The organism is Pseudomonas sp. ACN8, assembly GCF_002303925.1.
Taxonomy (GTDB): Bacteria; Pseudomonadota; Gammaproteobacteria; order Pseudomonadales; family Pseudomonadaceae; genus Aquipseudomonas.
The window spans coordinates 127450-144293 of the sequence record NZ_MRCS01000005.1; the positions used below are offsets into that span (position 1 = coordinate 127450).

Here is a 16844-nt window from a genome sequence, read left to right on the forward strand (position 1 = left end):
GAGTTAGCTGGCTCGGTAGAACAGATCCGGCAGCATGTCCTCATCGTCAGCACGCACATACCGATCAACTCGGTATTCCGCGTTACGGGGGATATGTACTAGCCCGTCGACTTGATCATCAGGTAGGCCCAAAGCACTGGCCAAGACCTCTTCCATGCGACTGAAGATCCGTGGTCGTCTGGACACAAGCCTACCTACTGCCCGGTACACATTGTGGCTCAGCAAGATTGTTCGGTGATGGTGAGCTCCTTCATGCTGCACCACGCTCCCTCACCCAGACGAACCGCACTCTCTACTATCATGAGCATTCTTTGCTCACCAAGAACCCCGTTCGGTGGTTGTACTTTATCTTGGCCTTAATTCAAGGGCTCGATCAGTCGTCTCTCACTTAGGCTGCGCCAAAGAGGAATGACAGCAGAGGACAATGAAACGCTCAACTCGATCTTCAGAAACAGGGTGACGGACGAACTTGCTGCAAGATGCCAACTGCAAATCGATGTCAGTAGCTTGAGCGAAGAAGACGCGCTCGAACATCTGATAGAGGCTCTGCAACCCTTCTTACAGGTGATACCCATCGGAGGGCAACCTTCCCTAAAACCACAAAGGGGACTGTCATGAATTGCAATCGAACAGGTCCACTCAGTCTCTACTACATCCAAAGCCATGATGATTACTCCCATAGGACTTCGTAGCAGACTTGCACAGGTAGCTGGCGCGGTAGAACAGATCCTGCAGCACGTCCTCATCGCCTGCACGCATATCCCTATCTAGTCGGTATTCCGCATTACGGGGGATCTCAACCAGCCCATCAACTTGATTGTCAGCCAAGTCCAATGCACTGGCCCATGCCTCTTGCATGCGGCTGATCATGTTGTCAGCCTCAGATCGCAGCCGGCCAACCGTGTAGTAGGCATCTCGATTGAGCAAGATCAGCAGGTGGTAATGAGGCCTGTTGCCATACCCAACCTCTCTAGCCCAGACGTACCGGACCTTGCAGTCATGAGCGTATAGATTTCGTTCACGGGCCTTATCACGGTTGTGCTCAATCTTCGCTTTGAAGGATTCAATGAATCTACTGATGACTTTATTCGTGTATGCATGATCAGGTAGATCGGTTCCGACTGGCAGACGGAGATCCACTCTGAAGGCCAATAGCCTGGAGTACTGCTCAAGTGCCAGATCTACGGTGCGCTTCAAGCGGGACAGGTATTGCCAGACGAAGGGGCCTTTCTCGACCATCACTGGCAGGCCTTCAAAGGTGTCGTAGTGGTGCAGGCGGAGGTTGGTGTTATCGGGATGACGAAGCATGGTTACTACTCACTGGGATAAGGTTCATAACCAATGCGCAGTGTGTATTTTTTTAATCACAGCCTTGTAGGACATGACCTACTGGCTTGGGAGCCAGTAGCCGCCATGCATAATAGTATCGACCCTACGGGTAATGAGAGCTACTAAAAGCATAATACCCACACCGAGAAAGCCCTCTCCAGAAAACTGAGGGAACTGAGACCCGACTGCTCCCGCCACGCTTACATATTTGTTCCGTTATCACTCCGGTAAAAAACTATGCCCTGATCCGGCTGAAGCCCAGAAGGCCGAGGCAATGGAAGCAACACTGCCTGGTATATGTAGAGAGTTTCCAGGCAATCCCGGCAAGCGCTGGCAAGGTCCAGCCGGCATAACTGCCATGACCGGCTGCAAACCGGTCATGGCAGTTATGCCTAGCTATTAGATGTCCTTACCTCGGACGCACCCTAGGTCAGGTCGCGCTCCTCGATCCTTGCCAGGATCCAATCATGCACCTCGCTTTCAACCCACCCAACACGCCGATCACCCAGCGGGACTGGCTTTGGAAAGGCTCCTTCGGTGATGTACTTATAGATGGTGGATCGGCCCAAGCCGGTGCAGTCGATAACTTCTTTCAGACGGATGATCCTCATGAACTGTCTCCTCATATTCGTTCAGAGGATTCGCAAGGTCTGTAAATAAATACTCACCACGCCTACTGCTTAACGTTGACCGCCCAGGCTTCGCAGAGAATCCCATCAGAACGGCAAGCCTGCGCCGCTCAGTTGAAGATTTATTAACCGAAAATTCGACCGACGCCACTTAGCTCAGGATCAACTACGTCAAACGGAGACGCAAGCCTAGGGAGCTTCGCCAATATCTTGCCCAAGGCTCCCGACGACGAATCAATTCAGCCTTGCACAGAGCGTTAATCACCTTTGCACGCGCCCGACTTCGGCCAACACCTATGCCACACGCAAAAGACTCGAAGCAGTCTCGGCCGCTGTGCATTCGCGCTTTGCCGAAATTGACATGCGCAACCTATAAGCATCAGCAGCATGTGCTGACAATCTCGCTGCCACTCGATATCAGCCCCCATAAGGCCCCGTTGTTACTGATGAACGTTTAACGCCATATGCGCCACCAACTCCAGGAACGCGACAAAAACGTAACTGGCGCCCTGGCGGCCTTGAACTTCATGATCGATTCACACGGCAAAAATACTAGGCACTGCTAAAAAAAACCAACCACTTTTGGCTACAGAGCCCATATTTGCTAGCTGCCACGAGAATAATTATTCTAGAATACCCATAGAATAAACATACAATATCAATTCATCCACTATAGAATACTTGTAGAACGCGCATAGAGCGCATATAGACTCCTACTAGAACCAAACCCAATTAATATTATTAATGCTTGGCAATTGATAGAGCATGACTATGGATAATACTTTCATCGTTGACGATAGCGGGCTTGATGAGCTAAGCCGTTTGCTCAAGGAACCACGACAAAGCAATCGCCATGACATCTGGCTATGGCTCTGCCTGCAGTACTACGGAAATATTGATCTAGATCCCTCCACCTGCAACGGCGCCACCATGAGGGAAACAATCGCCCTCACACTGAATGAAAATATCCACATCCTTGAAGGCATAAACTCGGACAAAGATCGGGCTCTGCTCCCAGATGGCAATTTCAAGTGGATTGACGGAGATGAGCGGCAGTATCAATGGCTACTTCGCAGGATTGAGGACATCACCGCGCTGGGACCTCCCCGGGGACTGCCTCAAGGCCTGGTACACCTCACAGGCAGGAGTCGTCTCATCGCCATGCTTGATCTCTGGAATGCCCCTATCGCAGAAAAAGCAGACGAAATCGAAAACCTTCACAATCGTTGGCTTAGACACAAGGCTGGGGACAGAGCTTTCGAGTGGTTCGAAGACAAAAAGGATGGCCTCAAACGCTGCAAATGCGCTTGGGAATGGTTAGAGAAGCACCATGTATCCATATTTAAAAGCCAGCTCCCTATCAACAATTACAAAGAGCTGCTCATGTACTTTGATGAAGCAGAGCTCGGCCGCAACGAACTGAAAGCCATCATCCAGGCGATCAAAAAACGATGGAACCGTAAGCAGTTCGACGAACGCACAGCAGACAAGAAGCAGGTTAATGTCATGCTATCGAAAACCGCGATCGAGCTACTCGATACGCTGGCAAAAAAGCACGAGCTGAAACGAGCTCAAATCTTGGAGCATCTGATAACGACGGAGACTGAGAATGGCGTGTACTTCACAGGCAGACTGAAAGGCGGCTAGGAAAACTACCTTAGGTGATGAAACCAGCCGGAACCCCTCCCTTTCCTCTACCCCGCCACCCAAAGCCTTGGTATTCCAAATGGTATTCCAAAGAATCGTTAAACCTATTTTTTTCATTTTAAATCAAATACTTAGACTACCAGTTCAGATTACCCCGGCCCAATTGAGACACCAACGAAGCCCGCCTTGTGCGGGCTTGTTGTTTCCGGCTGCATCGCAAACCCTGCAACAGCCTGAAACCGACCCGACACCAACGCTCAGTACTTGATATCCCGGGCCGTACGACGGGTATCCTGCTTGGTGCTGCGCTTGTCCTGGCGACATTCCACGTTGCTCTTGTCACTGCCCTTTCTGCATTCATCCTTGGTTTGCCGGGCAGTGGATCGTCCTTCCTGCCTGGTATCGCGAGCTTCACGTCGCTGTTCACCCTGCTCGGTCGCGTAGACGGGTAGCGTCACCCACTGCACGCCGGCGGCGATGAGCAGCGTCGCCAGGGCTTTCAAGTAGTGCTTGCGAATCATGACTTTTCTCCAGTTCAACATCGCTCGGTCGCTTCGTTCGCTCCCCCAGGATTTCAGCGAAAACGTGAGTTACATCGTACGCCCACAACTCACAAAAGCACTTTGTGGCAGGTAAAATCTGACGATAGGGTCACAGGACAGTCGCGCGATGCCGCTCTGTGCACAGTCGCTCCTATCACTGCCATCACCTCGGAGAAGCCCATGCGCCAAGCCCTCCTGATCATCGACGTACAACCCTGCTTCGCCCCGCCGCAAAGGCTGATCGACGGTATCCAGAGGCTCATCGGCAACCTGCCCAGTGTCGCCACGGTCGAGCGCCATGACGAATCCATAACCCCCTTCGAAAAACAGCTCGGCTGGCACCCAGCGCCCGACGATGACAGCCTGATCCCGGCCGACCGCGTCTTTATCAAGCACGGCTACGCGCCCACACCGGAAACCATCGACTACCTGAGAAGCCTCAATGTCGAACGCGTGCTGGTGTGCGGCCTGCAGACCGAGACCTGCTGCCTGGCGGCGGGGTTTGCGCTGTTTGATGCGGGTTTGCAGCCGACGTTGATTACGGATTTGACGGTGGGGTCATCGCTGGATCGGACGGGCGGGTTAGGGGTCAGGCTTTGGGAGCATCATTTCAAGCACATGGTAAAACTGGCGGATTTGTAAGCTGTTATGTTCACGCAAAAGCCATCGTTTCACTCGAACAGTTCACCTAGTTCTTCAAGCGTTGGCAGTGCTGCCGGAATCACAGAAAGCTCACAATCCAATGCGCACAAAACTCGGGCATACGCGACCATCGCAACGGTGGATGTACCCTTTTCCACGGCAATAACTTTCTGTCGCGGCAACCCGGAAAGCTCAGCAACTCTTGATTGCGTCAGTCCGTGACTCTTACGTTTTTCACGTATTTGGTGCCCCAGGCGGGATAGCAGAAGAGATTGATCCATGTTCGATTACCGTGACATTGGTGATCAAATGTATTGCATACAGGACATTACTACGAATCGATTTGACTCAGCATCCAAGCGGTTACCCATCTCGATGCCTTCCTCACGTCCTAGGACATTTCCCGCAAAACGCATCGCCTTTCATGAACTGGCGGACGCAACTTCTCGACGATAGCCTTCAAGGGTCGCTGCACATCAGCGATCGGCTTTGACAGGCTGAAGAGCTACCTTCCACTCTTCCCAATAAAACGGCATGCTTCTGCGCGTTCTGTCTTATGGTGGCTGTGCGTGGGGCATCTTCGGATGCACCGGTTTGGTTGCTCGCCGGTCTGTCAACCCGCGTACAGCTGCCACCCACATCTGATTGACAGCAGATAGTTGGCAGCTCCTTCAACCAAAGACGGAGCACAATCTTGAAAAAACATAGCCCCAACCCGCCAAACACTTCACCAAACTCAACAACCGAAATACCCGACTTATCCCAACTCTCCAAAACCACCGAACCCGCCATCAGCACCCGCCTGCGCAACCCCAATCACCTCGACCCCATCAGCCACGTCTTCACCCTCCGCCCCGACATCGACACCCCCTCTCTGCTCACCCACGCCAGCGAAACCCTCGCCTCGCTCAACGTCATGAGCACCGACCTTGCCTGTGAACTTGAAAGCTCGCGTCGCAACATCGCCCTGGCGATCCAGCAGTTGGCCGTGCTGGCGCAATTGCTGGTAAACCGGGCACTGGACAACATCGCGCCACTCGACGAAGTGGAGGCCTGAAATGGATCGATACATGCCGATGACCGGTATCGATTGCACCATCGCGTCGCTGCTGATCGACACCGAGGCACCGCTGGATGTGCTGCATGAAACAGCCGCCTATCGCATTCGAACCGCGACACAATTGCTGGAGAGCTTCGCGGCTGACGAGGGTGTTTACAGCGAACTGGCGCGGGTGCTGGTCACCTCCCTGCGCGATGGTTGCGATTTGCTGGATGTGGTTGGGCGGCGGTTGCGGATGCTGGTTTGATCCTTGGAAAATGGACGGCCTCATTGAGGTCGTCCAACTCCAGGGCCGCGATCATCAGGCACGCAGCCGCTTAATCCCAACCCCCACCAATATCCCCAACACAATCGACACCAACGGCACCGCCCCCACCCAGGTCAGCGTCGGAAACACCAACAAAATCTGCGAGTCATTGCCGCCCAGCATCATCGACGCACCGGTGCCCATCAATACGCCTGCGAGCAAATGCCTGGCCGCTGTCATCGTGGCAAACCGCTGGTAGTTGAAGGTACGGCGATGCAAGGTGTAACAGAGCATGCCCAGCATCAGCATGGCGAACACCGTCACACGCGGGGTGGTCAATGATCTGTCGCCCGAGCCCCAGAACAATTGTGAGAGATCGTAGAAAAACACGCTGGGCGTCCACAGCGGCTCAAAGGTGTAGAGGGCGCTGGTCAACGCCCCCAGGAGCAGGCTCGACAGCACCAGGTGTTTGTCACCGTGGATCCGGATCAGGAACAGCAGAATCAGCAACACGATGCCAATGACAAGCCAGTAATGACGGCTGGTGATCATCGGCATTTGCAGTGCCCGGTGTTCGGGCAGCATGTTCAGGTGATGCCACAGTACGATGCCCAGCACCCAGCCGAGGATGGTAAAGACCTTGTTGAGGTTGCCGCTAGCGAGCTTGGTGAGGGTGCCGACGCTGCACCCGTCGTTGAGCACAGAGGCGAGGCCAAACAGCAACCCGCCACCAACCAGTGACAGATAGCCAACCTCTGGGATGAACAGCGGCTGACTGACGCCAGACAAGGCGTAGAGCGGTGCGAGCAACAGACCGAACAAGCCACAACTGACCAGCGACACGAACAGGGTCGGCCGACGCTTGAGCAGCAGCCCGATGGCATTGACCAGGCACATGCCCATGCGCTGAGAGACCCAGCCGATGAGGAACGCCAGCAGCAGCGAAATCGGCAATGAAAACACGGGCCTCCCAGTTTCCAGGTAGTGGCATCCAGTCGATGCCTGACAGACAGATTAGTCGCTGGGCGAACCCGCAAAGCCCGGGACTTGGAGCGAGATGAATTTTTCTTCACCCCACCCCCTCGCACCGGCCTGTACATTGTCCTCGCTCATTCAAGAAACTATGGTTTGCCCGCCTCCCGCGGGCTTTTTTTCGCCTGCGAATTCGCAATCCGAGACTCATTGAAGATTTCCTCGCGCAACAAAAAACCCGCAACCCTTTCGAGGTGCGGGTTTTGCGGTTCAACGCCAACTCAATTCACAGGTTGAGTCTGAGCCGTCGGCACCGGTTGTTGCGCTTTGGAGAGCACCGGCTGCTCCAGCCTCGCTCGCCCATAAAACGCCAGCGCCGTCAGCAAACACGCCAACCACACGAAGATCCCCGCCCAGAAGGTATGGGACATGTAGTGCCACCCTTGCAATACCCGCGTGGTGCCATAGATGAAACCGAGGGTCAGCGAGCCGTACATGATCGCTTTGGAATAGCGCCAGCGATAACGGCGCGCCACGAAGTACAACGCCAGCATGGTGAAGCCGCCCGACGCATGTCCGCCCGGCCAGCAGCGCCCCTCACCGGCGACTTTCAGCAGGTCGAAATTCTCATACCACTCAATGTGCTCCATCTTGCCGCCGTACAGGGTGGTCTCGATCGGGCAATACACGCTGGTGTGGCCCTTGAGGTAGTGAATGACCCCGGTGCTGATGGAGAACGCGAACACCACGTAGAGAAAGTCGCGTCGATGGCGGTTGGCAAAGCGCAGTACCGGTGCGACTTTGATTTTTTCCAGGAAGGCGATGATTTTCGAGTGCTTTTCAGCCTTCAGGCGCGGCCAGAGAAACGACAGCAAGGCACCGATAATCGCCATTTCGCCGGTCCAGTTCGGAATGATCCGCGCCCATTTGTGGGTGATTTTTTCGAACAGATGGACCTGGTCCAACGGGTACGTCTGCGTCACCGGATCAAAAAAGTAATTGTTGAAGGCGATGTCGATGCCAGTCATGTCGAACATCAGGAACACCGCGACCGCGCAGGCCAGCGGAATACCAAAATTCACCCAGTAAAAGCGGTAGCGGGAGGCGGTCGGCATGCTCAGTCCTGATTCAAAGGGATGGTGAAATTCAACGGGTTGTCACCGTCGGCCAATCCGAGGCTTCGATGAAGCCAAGCATGCGCGGAGTGTGCGGCGATTCGGCGGAGATAAACAGAGAGGCCCCATAACCCAGGGTCGACGTCGGCAAATGGAGGTCTTTTGTCAGTTGGGCCATGCATTCGCTGTGGGTCACCAGAATCAGGTTACGCCCGGCCACCTTGTGCGCCAACGCGTCGCGCAGCATGGTGCCCTTGCAACTGATCAACCAGTCTTCGCCCGTGCCGACTTTGTTGAACATGAAGCTGGCGGTCTGCGCCGCGCGCAGGATCGGGCTGTTGTAGATATCGGCCTTGTCCAGGCCCAGGTCCTGGAAGTGCGCACCGACTCCCATGGCAACACGGCGCGAGCGTTCGGTAATGCCATCGTTGCCAAACAGGCAAGGTGCCGAGGAGTGATCGCAGCGTTCGACGTGGCGCACCAGAACGATCAGGTCGCCCTTGGCCCACCCGGTCATCAACGCCTGTGCACCGGTCACATTGCCGTGAGCCAGGTCTGCAACGGCGGCAGGTCGCAGCAAAAACACCGTCAACGGGATCACCAGCAACACCGAGGCCAACACCACCGCTGCGTTGCGATAGCGGGCGAAGCGGTTCAGATCGATCGAGCGTTTTATCCCGAAAAGACTCAGTCTTAATTCCACATCAAGCCGCCTCGCCGGCACGCGCTACTTCATCAAATTCCCGGCAGGTTAAAGAAAGGCGCGTCGGTGGCTGGTGAAACCTATGTGAAAAAAAGCTTAAAAGCGCTGTAAAAATCTTGTTACACAAACCCTGCGGAAAAATCCTTTCAGCTCCCGGGATTGCTGCCGATACATCCTGCTTACACAGCTTGGCGGCTTCCAAAAAAAACAATCTTCCAGCCAACCGACGATAAAGAAGTACCAAGTTCCTGGAGGAATGTGATGAATAGCTGGTTCGGCAACATCAGCGTGAACCTGAAACTGGGCCTGGGGTTTGGCCTGGTCCTGGCACTGACCTGCGTCCTGGCCCTGACCGGCTGGACCAGCCTGGGCGGGTTGATTGACCGCAGCAACTGGATGAGCGACATCACCCAGCTCAACGCCGGCCTGACCAAGCTGCGCGTCGTTCGCCTGCAATACATGCTGACCAACGGCGACGAAACCGCCGCGCAGAGCGTGCAGACCACCCTCGACGCCTTCTCGGCTCAGCAGCAAGCCCTGCTGGCGAAGTTCAAGAGCCCGGAAAACCTCAAGCTGCTGCGCGAGCAAGGCGCCGTCATCGACGCCTACAGGGCGTCTCTGGGCAAGATGCGCAGCGCCTATCGCACCGGTAACAGCGCCCGCGACGCCATGAGCGCCAACGCGGAAACCGCCAACACGCTGATCAATGACATCAATACCCGCGTGCAACAAATGCCGTTGAGCGACCAGCGTTTCGAACAGTTCCAGGCCATCACCGCGGCCAAGGAAGCGTTCCTGCTGGCGCGCTACGAAGTGCGCGGCTATACCGCCAGTACCAATGCCGAGACCGAGCAAAAAGCCGTCGGCCAACTGGACGCCGCCATCGCCAGCCTGAAACCGCTGAACGTGCATTTCGCCGATTCCCAACAAGACGCCCTGCGTCAGCTGGAAACCGCACTGGGCAACTACCGCGGCGCCTTGCAGACCTACAAGGCCGCCAGCAATGACGCGGTGCAAGCGCGCAAGGAAATGACCGACCAGGGCGCCGCCATCGTGTCCCAGAGCGATCAGCTGTATCAGATCCAGCTCGACCGCCGTGATGCCGAAAGCGCCCGGGCGCGCACTCTGCAACTGATCAGCACCTTGCTGGCACTGCTGGTGGGCATCATTGCCGCCGTGGTCATCACTCGCCAGATCACCCGTCCACTGCGCGAAACCCTGGCGGTGGTCGATCGCATCGCCAGCGGTGACCTGTCCCACAACGTGCTGGTCTCCCGTCGTGATGAGCTTGGCGTGTTGCAACAAGGCATCGCGCGCATGGGCGTGACCCTGCGCGACTTGATCAGCGGCATCCGCGATGGCGTGACCCAGATCGCCAGCGCCGCCGAAGAGCTGTCGGCCGTGACCGAGCAGACCAGTGCCGGGGTCAACAGTCAGAAAGTCGAGACCGATCAGGTGGCCACCGCCATGCATGAGATGACCGCCACGGTGCAGGAAGTCGCGCGCAACGCCGAAGAAGCCTCGCAAGCCGCTGCGGCGGCGGACGGCGAAGCCCGTGAAGGGGACAAAGTGGTCAACGAAGCCATCGCTCAGATCGAACGCCTGGCCAGCGAAGTGGTGCGTTCCACCGAAGCCATGAGCGTGCTGCAACGGGAAAGCGACAAGATCGGCAGCGTCATGGACGTAATCAAGGCCGTCGCCGAGCAGACCAACCTGCTGGCACTCAATGCCGCCATCGAAGCGGCCCGTGCCGGTGAAGCCGGTCGTGGTTTTGCGGTGGTGGCCGACGAGGTCCGAGGCCTGGCTCAGCGCACGCAAAAATCCACCGAGGAAATCGAAGGCCTGGTGGCCGGCCTGCAGAACGGCACGCAACAAGTATCCGCCGTGATGAACAACAGCCGCGTCCTCACCGACAGCAGCGTGGCCCTGACCCGCAAGGCCGGCGAGTCACTGGAGAACATCACCCGCACGGTGTCCAACATCCAGTCGATGAACCAGCAGATCGCCGCCGCTGCCGAACAGCAAAGCGCCGTGGCCGAAGAGATCAGCCGCAGCATCATCAACGTGCGCGACGTGTCCGAACAGACTGCCGCGGCGAGCGATGAAACCGCCAAGTCCAGCATTGAACTGGCGCGGCTGGGTGGTCAATTGCAGCAGATGGTGAGCCACTTCCGCGTGTGACATTCAGCGCTCGCTGAATCGACCATCCAATCGCGAGCAGGCTCGTCCTGTAGGAGCGAGCTTGCTCGCGATGGTGGCCAACGATAACGCGTGCATTCTGAATGATCGCGGCGCTGGCAGGTTCTTCGCGAGCGGGCTCGCTCCTACAGGGGGGGAGTTCAGCTCATCCAGGGATCTATCACTTCAACACCGCTGAACTCGAAATCTCGTACATTGCGGGTGGCTATGGCTGCCCCATGGCTTCGGCAAATGGCGGCGATTTGCGCATCTGCCATTGAAACCGCACGTCCATTGGCTTCAGCACCTGCCGTCAGCGTTGCGTACTCAACAGCGGCATGAGCATCGAACGGCAAAATGCGTCCGGCAAAGTCCTCTTCGAACATTGCCATGGCATGGGCTTCAAGTTTCTGTTTGCGCTTGCCCGAAGGCAAGCGTGCGATGCCGTGGAGTATTTCTGCCACCGTTACCGCACTGATTGCCAGATCCATCGATGGCTGCGCATCAACCCAGGCAAGCACCTGGGTTTCAGGCTCGACTCGCATAAACTCTGAAAGAACGTTGGTATCGAGCACTATCATTCAGAAAAATCCACCGCCGTTGCTTTCTCTGAACGCTCTGGCAGATCAAGCTCAACGCCGCCCAGAGCGCTGAATCTGTTGCGGATCCTGCTTCCAAGTCCACCGGCGCGATCAACAGTCGCCAAGGCCCTGCCCAGAATCAGGCGAGCCTCTTCTTCCATGGAATGTCCGTTATGAGCCGCTGTGATACGCAGCTGCTCCTTGAGCTTCTCATCAAGGTTTCTAATGGTGATGCTGGCCATGATGCCTCCTGCAATCAATGAAATCATTGATTGCAGGCTAGCACATCCTGGTAAACCAAAACCCGGCAATCTTCCGAATGGCCAATATCACCGCGTCCCGCGCTGGCGCAATGCCGACGGCATGAAATACGCGTCTTCCGGCACCGGTTGGGCGAAGTCCACTGTGGCCGGCTCTTCGTTGTCCAGGTTCTGCACGTAGTAACGACGCGCCTGCAAGTCATGGAATACGTCCAGCGCGCTCCAGGTGGTGGGCAGGTCGTAGAAGTTTTTCAGGTAGGCCATCGACACCCGCCACAACTCGCCTCGCCCGTCGTATTGATCCACCAGGGCGGCGCCCCAACTATCCTCGTCCAGAAACAGCACTCGCTTGGAATAGATATGCCGCGCACCCGGCTTGAGCGTGCCTTCGACCACCCAGACCCGATGCAGCTCATAACGGGTGAATTGCGGGTTGAGGTGGCCCGGTGTGAGCAACTGCTCGTACTTCACTTCAGGGCTGCCGACTTTGTAATTGTTATAGGGAATGTAGACCTCTTGCTTGCCCTTGAGCTTCCAGTCGTAGCGGTCTGGCGAGCCGTTGAACATGTCCGTATCGTCCGCCGTGCGCAGGCCGTCGGATGAGGCGATCGGGGTGTCATACGCGAGGTTCGGCGCCCGGCGTACACGGCGCTGGCCCGCGTCGTAGACCCAGGCCTGGCGCGGGTCCTTGAGCTGGTCCAGGGTCTCGTGAACCAACGCTGCACCGCCCGCCAACCGGGCCGGGCTCTTCACGAACGCCAGGTAGTAGAACAGGATGTTTTTCAGGTCGGCAAACTGCCCGCCCGGGCGGTAATAGTTGAACAGCCCTTCCTGCTGCGAGGTCACGAGCGCGAAGCTGCCGTTGCGTTGTACCGGTGCTTCGGAGGCACGACGGACCACATAGATGCCGCGATAACGGGTGATGTGGTTCCACAGCGCCTCGATGCCATCCTTGGGCACCGGGAACGGCACACCGCCATAGGCATCGGCAAAACCGGTTCCGCCATCGAGCAGCTTGGTCGCGGTCGCATTTTTCGAGGTGTTGTCATACAGCCACTGCGGCGCCGAGCCCGAGCGGCGAGAGGGATAGACCGGCATCTGGAAGGTGTCGGGGTAGCTGTTGAACAGTGCGATCTGACCCGGGCTGAGGTGGGCCTTGTACTGTTCAAGGTTGGCCTTGGTGATGGTGAACAGCGGCTTGTCCGCCGCATAGGGGTCCAGGTGATGCTGGCCGGGTTTGTAGCCCGCCGGCGCCTGGGTGATGCCGCCGGTCCACGCCGGAATGGTTCCGGCCGCATTGCCGGCACGCTCGGCCCCCAGCGGCGTCAGCGTGGTCTTCAATTGCTCGGCTTGCTGGGGCGTGACCGCGGCGAGTGCGCTGCCGGCGGCCAGGCTCAGGAACAGTGCCAGCGTGGTCTTGGTCAGTCGTGAAGTGTGAAACATGATCGTTCTCCGAAAAAATCCAGCTGGTCTGCAAAACACGGCAGATCCTCTGTAGGAGCGAGCCGGCTCCGGGCGGCGTTCCGACGATAGCGGTGTGTCAGCCGACATTAACTTCGACTGAAAGTCCGTCATCGCGAGCAGGCTCGCTCCTACAGGGGGATGAGTTGGAACTCACAAGAAGTACTTGAGGTTGAAGCCGACGTTGTCGCGATCACGCAGGCCGTTGTCCTGCCCACCGCCGTAGAACTCGGTGTATTGCAGCTCGGCCTCCAGCTTGTTCTGGTAGTTGGCCTTGATCCCCAGGGTGTAGGCCTTGCGGCCCTCGATGACGTTGCCCGCCTGATAGCTGTTGCCCTCGAAGTCATCCTTGTAGACGACATAAGGAGAGACGTTGACCCCGGCATACACGTCGTTCCAGGTGCCGTTGAGCATCGCGGTGTAGCTGTAGGAGTTGCGGTTGACCTGGTCGCTGCGCTCGCCGCCGGACACATAGGAAAAGTTGCCGGTGCCAGCGTAGTAACGGGTACTGCCGTCATACGCGGTGTATTGCAGGCTGCTGCCGCGCAGATGCTCGGACGCCAGCTCGAATACGCCGAACATCGAGTCGAATGACAGGCTCGGGCCAAAGTTGTAAATGGTGCCCAGGGATGTGTTGAACGCTTCCACCCGTTCGGCGTTATTGATCTGGCTGTCGAGCGTCACCTGCTGCCCGCCGATGTTGATGGTCTGGCCGCCTGCCGCTGCGGCGGCGCCGTTGGCCAGGTCGCCGATCAGGTCGTTGGTGGCGGCGACCCCGATGGGCAGGTTCGGCCGATAGGCCACCTCACCGAATACCGACGCCTGGCCCAGGGTGGTGTTGAAACTGAAGCCGTACATGCGGATGTCTTCGGCGTAGCGCCGATGCGCCTGGATATTGCCCAGCACGTCCATGGTCGCCAGGCCGTTGGCCAGTTGTCCCGCCTGGCTGCCGGCGACACCGGCCAACAAGTTGGTCAGGGCATTCATGTCGATGCCCTGGTACCCGCCCAGATCGGCGGAAATGGTTGGCTCCTTGGCGTGGTAGTTGACCATGTACAACCCGAACTCGGTGCTGTTGAGCTCTTCTACGATGTAGCGAAAAGCGAAACCGAACTGGCCGTCGTTGCGCGCGTTGAAGTCCTTGCCGACCGTGGCCACTTTGACGGTGTTGCCAAAGGCCGGGGTGACCCCGTTGGCGTACAGGCCGGTGGTGCTCAGGGCCTGGCTGAGCAACGGGTTGTTGCCCAGCGCGCTGTACAGATCGATCACGTTGCCGAAGCCAGGCACCGGGGTGTCCAGGGCGGTACCGCTGAAGTTGTTGTAAGCGGTGTTGCCGCCGTCGGCGAACAGGTCCGTCTGCGAGTAGAACGTGCCGACCGGGTCGATGCGGGTTTCCTTCCAGTTCGTCTGGTAAAAGCTTTCCATGGTCAGGCTGTCGGTCAGGCCGATGTTGAAGCTCAGCGCTTCCACCGGTACCAGCACTTCCTTGACTTCGGCCCCGGGCAGACGGTACTTGGCCGCATCCACCGGGTTGGTGGTGTTGATCCCGCCACGGTAGAAAATCCCCTCGCCCCAGTTGAACACCTGGCGCCCTATGCGTGCCGTGAGCGGCATCTGCGCGACGTCCCAGTTGCCATAGAGGTAGGCGTCGAGCATCTCCACCCGGCTGCCGGCGATATCGCGGGTCTGGTCGGTGAAGTGGTCGTCCTGCGGGAAACTCTGGCTGGGTTGCGACGGGTTGTTGTTACGGTAGTAATCGTTGCGCTTGTCCATCAGCTGGGTGTCATAGAACGCGGTGCCGCGCACGAACATCCCGTAGTTCTGATAGTTGGCCTCGAGCTCCGAGGTGATCTTGTACACCTCGGAAACCAGCCCGGTGTCGAAGTTGCGATTGCCGTCGTTGGTGTTGACGTCATCGTTGTTCTTGTCCCGGCCCTGGACCCGCCACAAGCGGCCATAAGACAAGGTACTGTCGAATGAGCCGGTGATCTGGTTGTCCAGCACGCTGAACTCCTTGGCCTGCACGCCGTCGACCGCGCACAGTTGCAGCAGCCCTGCCAGGCCCACGCCGGGAAGCGCCGCGCCAGACAGGCGAAATCGAGTGCTCATGATCCTTTCCTCTTTCCCTGGTTTTATTGTTTTTGTGTTCTGACACTGTTGCTGCGATGGCTATGGCGCCAGTCCCGCGCGGGTATAAATCCGGCTGTGGGCGCCGAAATGCCCCAGCAGTTTGAACAGCTGCCGGTTAAGTGCCGGATGGTCGAACTCTTCGCGCTGCAGCTGATTACCGTTGCTGAAATCACTGGTGATCGGTGCCATGTCCAGCCACTGGCCGATGGCTTCATCAAACGCCGCGGATTCGTCGACGGACTCGGCACTCACCACTTCACGCAAGTAGTCCACCGAGTACGGCGGGTAATGGGTGTCTCTGGCAGAGTCGGCATAAACGTCGAGCATCGGATGGGGCTGCCCCGCTCGCAGCAATCGACGCAGCCATATCGACTGATACTTCTCCACTTCCATGTGCCGGGTGGCGACCCGTTCGATGGACGCCTGCTTGTCGGCATCGAAGCCGGCCAGAGCCTTGCCTTCCAACAGAAGAAGATTGGCGAGGTCGACACCGGGCAATGGCTTGGCGTGATAAGGCTGGGTCAGGTCCTGAACGTGGTGCAGGCCCCAACCGAGAAATCGATAACCCCAATAGGGATGGCCAGTGGCAAACGCCAGTCGCGCCAGGCCCATGTACTGGTAGGCGCGCCAGTCCGGCCAGCTGCGCTGCAGAAATCCGGCAGCGGCGTACACCACCGGGCTTTCATGGAAGAAGCCCATATGAAAGGGCGCTTGGGAGCTGTACTGAAACCGCGCGTCGCCGAAAGGTTGCGGGCCGAAGCCGTACAACGCGCCCACCTCGCCCGGGTTGTCGCTGAACAGGTTGATGTCGTGGCCGTAATCCGGCTCATCGGCGGCGCTGGCCAACACGGCCAGGGGCGTGACTTGTTCGTGGTCAGCCACAACGATGAAGCGCTGGCGGTTCCACGGTGAGAGCGTCTGCTCCACCATGACCTGTTCGGCCTTGAGGTGCTCACGCTCAGGCTGATCCTTGCCTGGCAGCGGCTGGATGACCATCGCCAGATGAATCCCGGGATTGATGCGCAGTGCGGTGAGGAAGTCGTGGCGCAGATTGTCCCCAGGCACGGCTGGCAATCGCAGGTTGTCGGGGCGCGGCGGGTATTGGGCGAAGTGTTCGCGGGCGAAGCGTTCCTGCTCATCCAGCAGCGCACTCACGGCTTGGTATTGCTGGGAAAGAAACTGTTCCAGCGGCTCGGCTTCGACCTGTGGCGCATCACGCAACGTCGGCAAATCGTGCAACGCCAGGTAGCTGCCCACCGTATGGTTCGACCAGCCCCAGGCTGTCGGGGTCGTTGCACAAAGCAGCAACAGGAGGAATGTCAGCTTCATTGCCTGGTTCTTATTGGAT

18 protein-coding genes and 1 pseudogene are annotated in these 16844 nt (G+C 57.6%); 6 read left to right on the forward strand and 13 right to left on the reverse strand.

The features are described from left to right. Nucleotides 1-3 precede the first annotated feature (3 nt). From BSF44_RS30990 to BSF44_RS04500, 3 genes are all read right to left on the reverse strand, one after another. Nucleotides 4-264: an inovirus-type Gp2 protein gene (locus BSF44_RS30990; protein WP_095942448.1), complete on the reverse strand. Its 261-nt coding sequence runs from the start codon at nt 262-264 to the stop codon at nt 4-6. 375 nt (nt 265-639) lie between these two features. Further along, on the reverse strand, nt 640-1308 hold the full coding sequence (locus BSF44_RS04495; RefSeq protein ID WP_095942450.1) for an inovirus Gp2 family protein: 669 nt from the start codon (nt 1306-1308) through the stop codon (nt 640-642). A gap of 446 nt (nt 1309-1754) precedes the next feature. After that, nucleotides 1755-1940: an AlpA family transcriptional regulator gene (locus BSF44_RS04500; protein WP_095942451.1), complete on the reverse strand. Its 186-nt coding sequence runs from the start codon at nt 1938-1940 to the stop codon at nt 1755-1757. Nucleotides 1941-2729: 789 nt separating this feature from the next. Here BSF44_RS04500 and BSF44_RS04505 point away from each other — a divergent pair. Further along, nucleotides 2730-3605, forward strand: coding sequence for a hypothetical protein (locus tag BSF44_RS04505; RefSeq protein WP_172435302.1), 876 nt, complete (start codon nt 2730-2732; stop codon nt 3603-3605). 257 nt (nt 3606-3862) lie between these two features. On the opposite strand, the gene BSF44_RS04510 is transcribed toward BSF44_RS04505, so the two are convergent. Then, on the reverse strand, nt 3863-4126 hold the full coding sequence (locus BSF44_RS04510; protein WP_095942453.1) for a hypothetical protein: 264 nt from the start codon (nt 4124-4126) through the stop codon (nt 3863-3865). Nucleotides 4127-4327: 201 nt separating this feature from the next. Between BSF44_RS04510 and BSF44_RS04515 the strand changes: the two genes are divergently transcribed. Beyond that, nucleotides 4328-4789 (forward strand): cysteine hydrolase family protein, encoded by a 462-nt coding sequence (locus tag BSF44_RS04515; protein WP_095942454.1) that lies wholly within the window; start codon nt 4328-4330, stop codon nt 4787-4789. 29 nt (nt 4790-4818) lie between these two features. On the opposite strand, the gene BSF44_RS04520 is transcribed toward BSF44_RS04515, so the two are convergent. Then, complete coding sequence (locus BSF44_RS04520) at nt 4819-5070, reverse strand: helix-turn-helix transcriptional regulator (protein ID WP_095942455.1); 252 nt, start codon at nt 5068-5070, stop codon at nt 4819-4821. A gap of 413 nt (nt 5071-5483) precedes the next feature. Between BSF44_RS04520 and BSF44_RS04525 the strand changes: the two genes are divergently transcribed. Together BSF44_RS04525 and BSF44_RS04530 are read left to right on the forward strand one after the other, a co-directional pair. Continuing rightward, nucleotides 5484-5846 (forward strand): DUF6124 family protein, encoded by a 363-nt coding sequence (locus BSF44_RS04525; RefSeq protein ID WP_095942456.1) that lies wholly within the window; start codon nt 5484-5486, stop codon nt 5844-5846. Between the two features lies 1 nt (nt 5847). Then, complete coding sequence (locus BSF44_RS04530) at nt 5848-6096, forward strand: hypothetical protein (protein ID WP_095942457.1); 249 nt, start codon at nt 5848-5850, stop codon at nt 6094-6096. 54 nt (nt 6097-6150) lie between these two features. On the opposite strand, the gene BSF44_RS04535 is transcribed toward BSF44_RS04530, so the two are convergent. From BSF44_RS04535 to BSF44_RS04545, 3 genes are all read right to left on the reverse strand, one after another. Beyond that, entirely contained in the window at nt 6151-7059 is a 909-nt protein-coding gene (locus tag BSF44_RS04535; RefSeq protein WP_095942458.1) for a YeeE/YedE thiosulfate transporter family protein, read from the reverse strand. A gap of 290 nt (nt 7060-7349) precedes the next feature. Then, on the reverse strand, nt 7350-8183 hold the full coding sequence (locus BSF44_RS04540) for a phosphatase PAP2 family protein (RefSeq protein ID WP_095942459.1): 834 nt from the start codon (nt 8181-8183) through the stop codon (nt 7350-7352). A gap of 31 nt (nt 8184-8214) precedes the next feature. Beyond that, on the reverse strand, nt 8215-8886 hold the full coding sequence (locus BSF44_RS04545) for a histidine phosphatase family protein (protein ID WP_095942460.1): 672 nt from the start codon (nt 8884-8886) through the stop codon (nt 8215-8217). Between the two features lie 396 nt (nt 8887-9282). On the opposite strand from BSF44_RS04545, the pseudogene BSF44_RS30995 reads away from it, so the two are divergent. Both BSF44_RS30995 and BSF44_RS31000 read left to right on the forward strand, forming a co-directional pair. Next, a pseudogene (locus BSF44_RS30995) lies at nt 9283-10209 on the forward strand (methyl-accepting chemotaxis protein); the annotation flags it as partial. After that, entirely contained in the window at nt 10204-11067 is an 864-nt protein-coding gene (locus tag BSF44_RS31000; protein ID WP_371918218.1) for a methyl-accepting chemotaxis protein, read from the forward strand. The pseudogene BSF44_RS30995 and the gene BSF44_RS31000, both read left to right, overlap by 6 nt. 158 nt (nt 11068-11225) lie before the next feature. Here the strand turns inward: BSF44_RS31000 and BSF44_RS04555 are convergent, their stop codons facing one another. The 5 genes from BSF44_RS04555 to BSF44_RS04575 form a co-directional block, all read right to left on the reverse strand. Further along, nucleotides 11226-11645 carry a type II toxin-antitoxin system VapC family toxin gene (locus BSF44_RS04555; protein WP_095942462.1) on the reverse strand — a complete coding sequence of 140 codons (420 nt, stop codon included), beginning with the start codon at nt 11643-11645 and terminating at the stop codon, nt 11226-11228. Beyond that, nucleotides 11642-11887 carry a plasmid stabilization protein gene (locus BSF44_RS04560; RefSeq protein WP_046038645.1) on the reverse strand — a complete coding sequence of 82 codons (246 nt, stop codon included), beginning with the start codon at nt 11885-11887 and terminating at the stop codon, nt 11642-11644. Before BSF44_RS04560 ends, BSF44_RS04555 begins: the two co-directional genes overlap by 4 nt. An 87-nt stretch (nt 11888-11974) precedes the next feature. Then, complete coding sequence (locus tag BSF44_RS04565) at nt 11975-13348, reverse strand: DUF1329 domain-containing protein (RefSeq protein WP_095942463.1); 1374 nt, start codon at nt 13346-13348, stop codon at nt 11975-11977. 171 nt (nt 13349-13519) lie between these two features. Then, nucleotides 13520-15475: a DUF1302 domain-containing protein gene (locus BSF44_RS04570; protein WP_172435303.1), complete on the reverse strand. Its 1956-nt coding sequence runs from the start codon at nt 15473-15475 to the stop codon at nt 13520-13522. Nucleotides 15476-15535: 60 nt separating this feature from the next. After that, nucleotides 15536-16825: a phospholipase gene (locus BSF44_RS04575; RefSeq protein WP_095942465.1), complete on the reverse strand. Its 1290-nt coding sequence runs from the start codon at nt 16823-16825 to the stop codon at nt 15536-15538. Nucleotides 16826-16844: the final 19 nt, after the last annotated feature.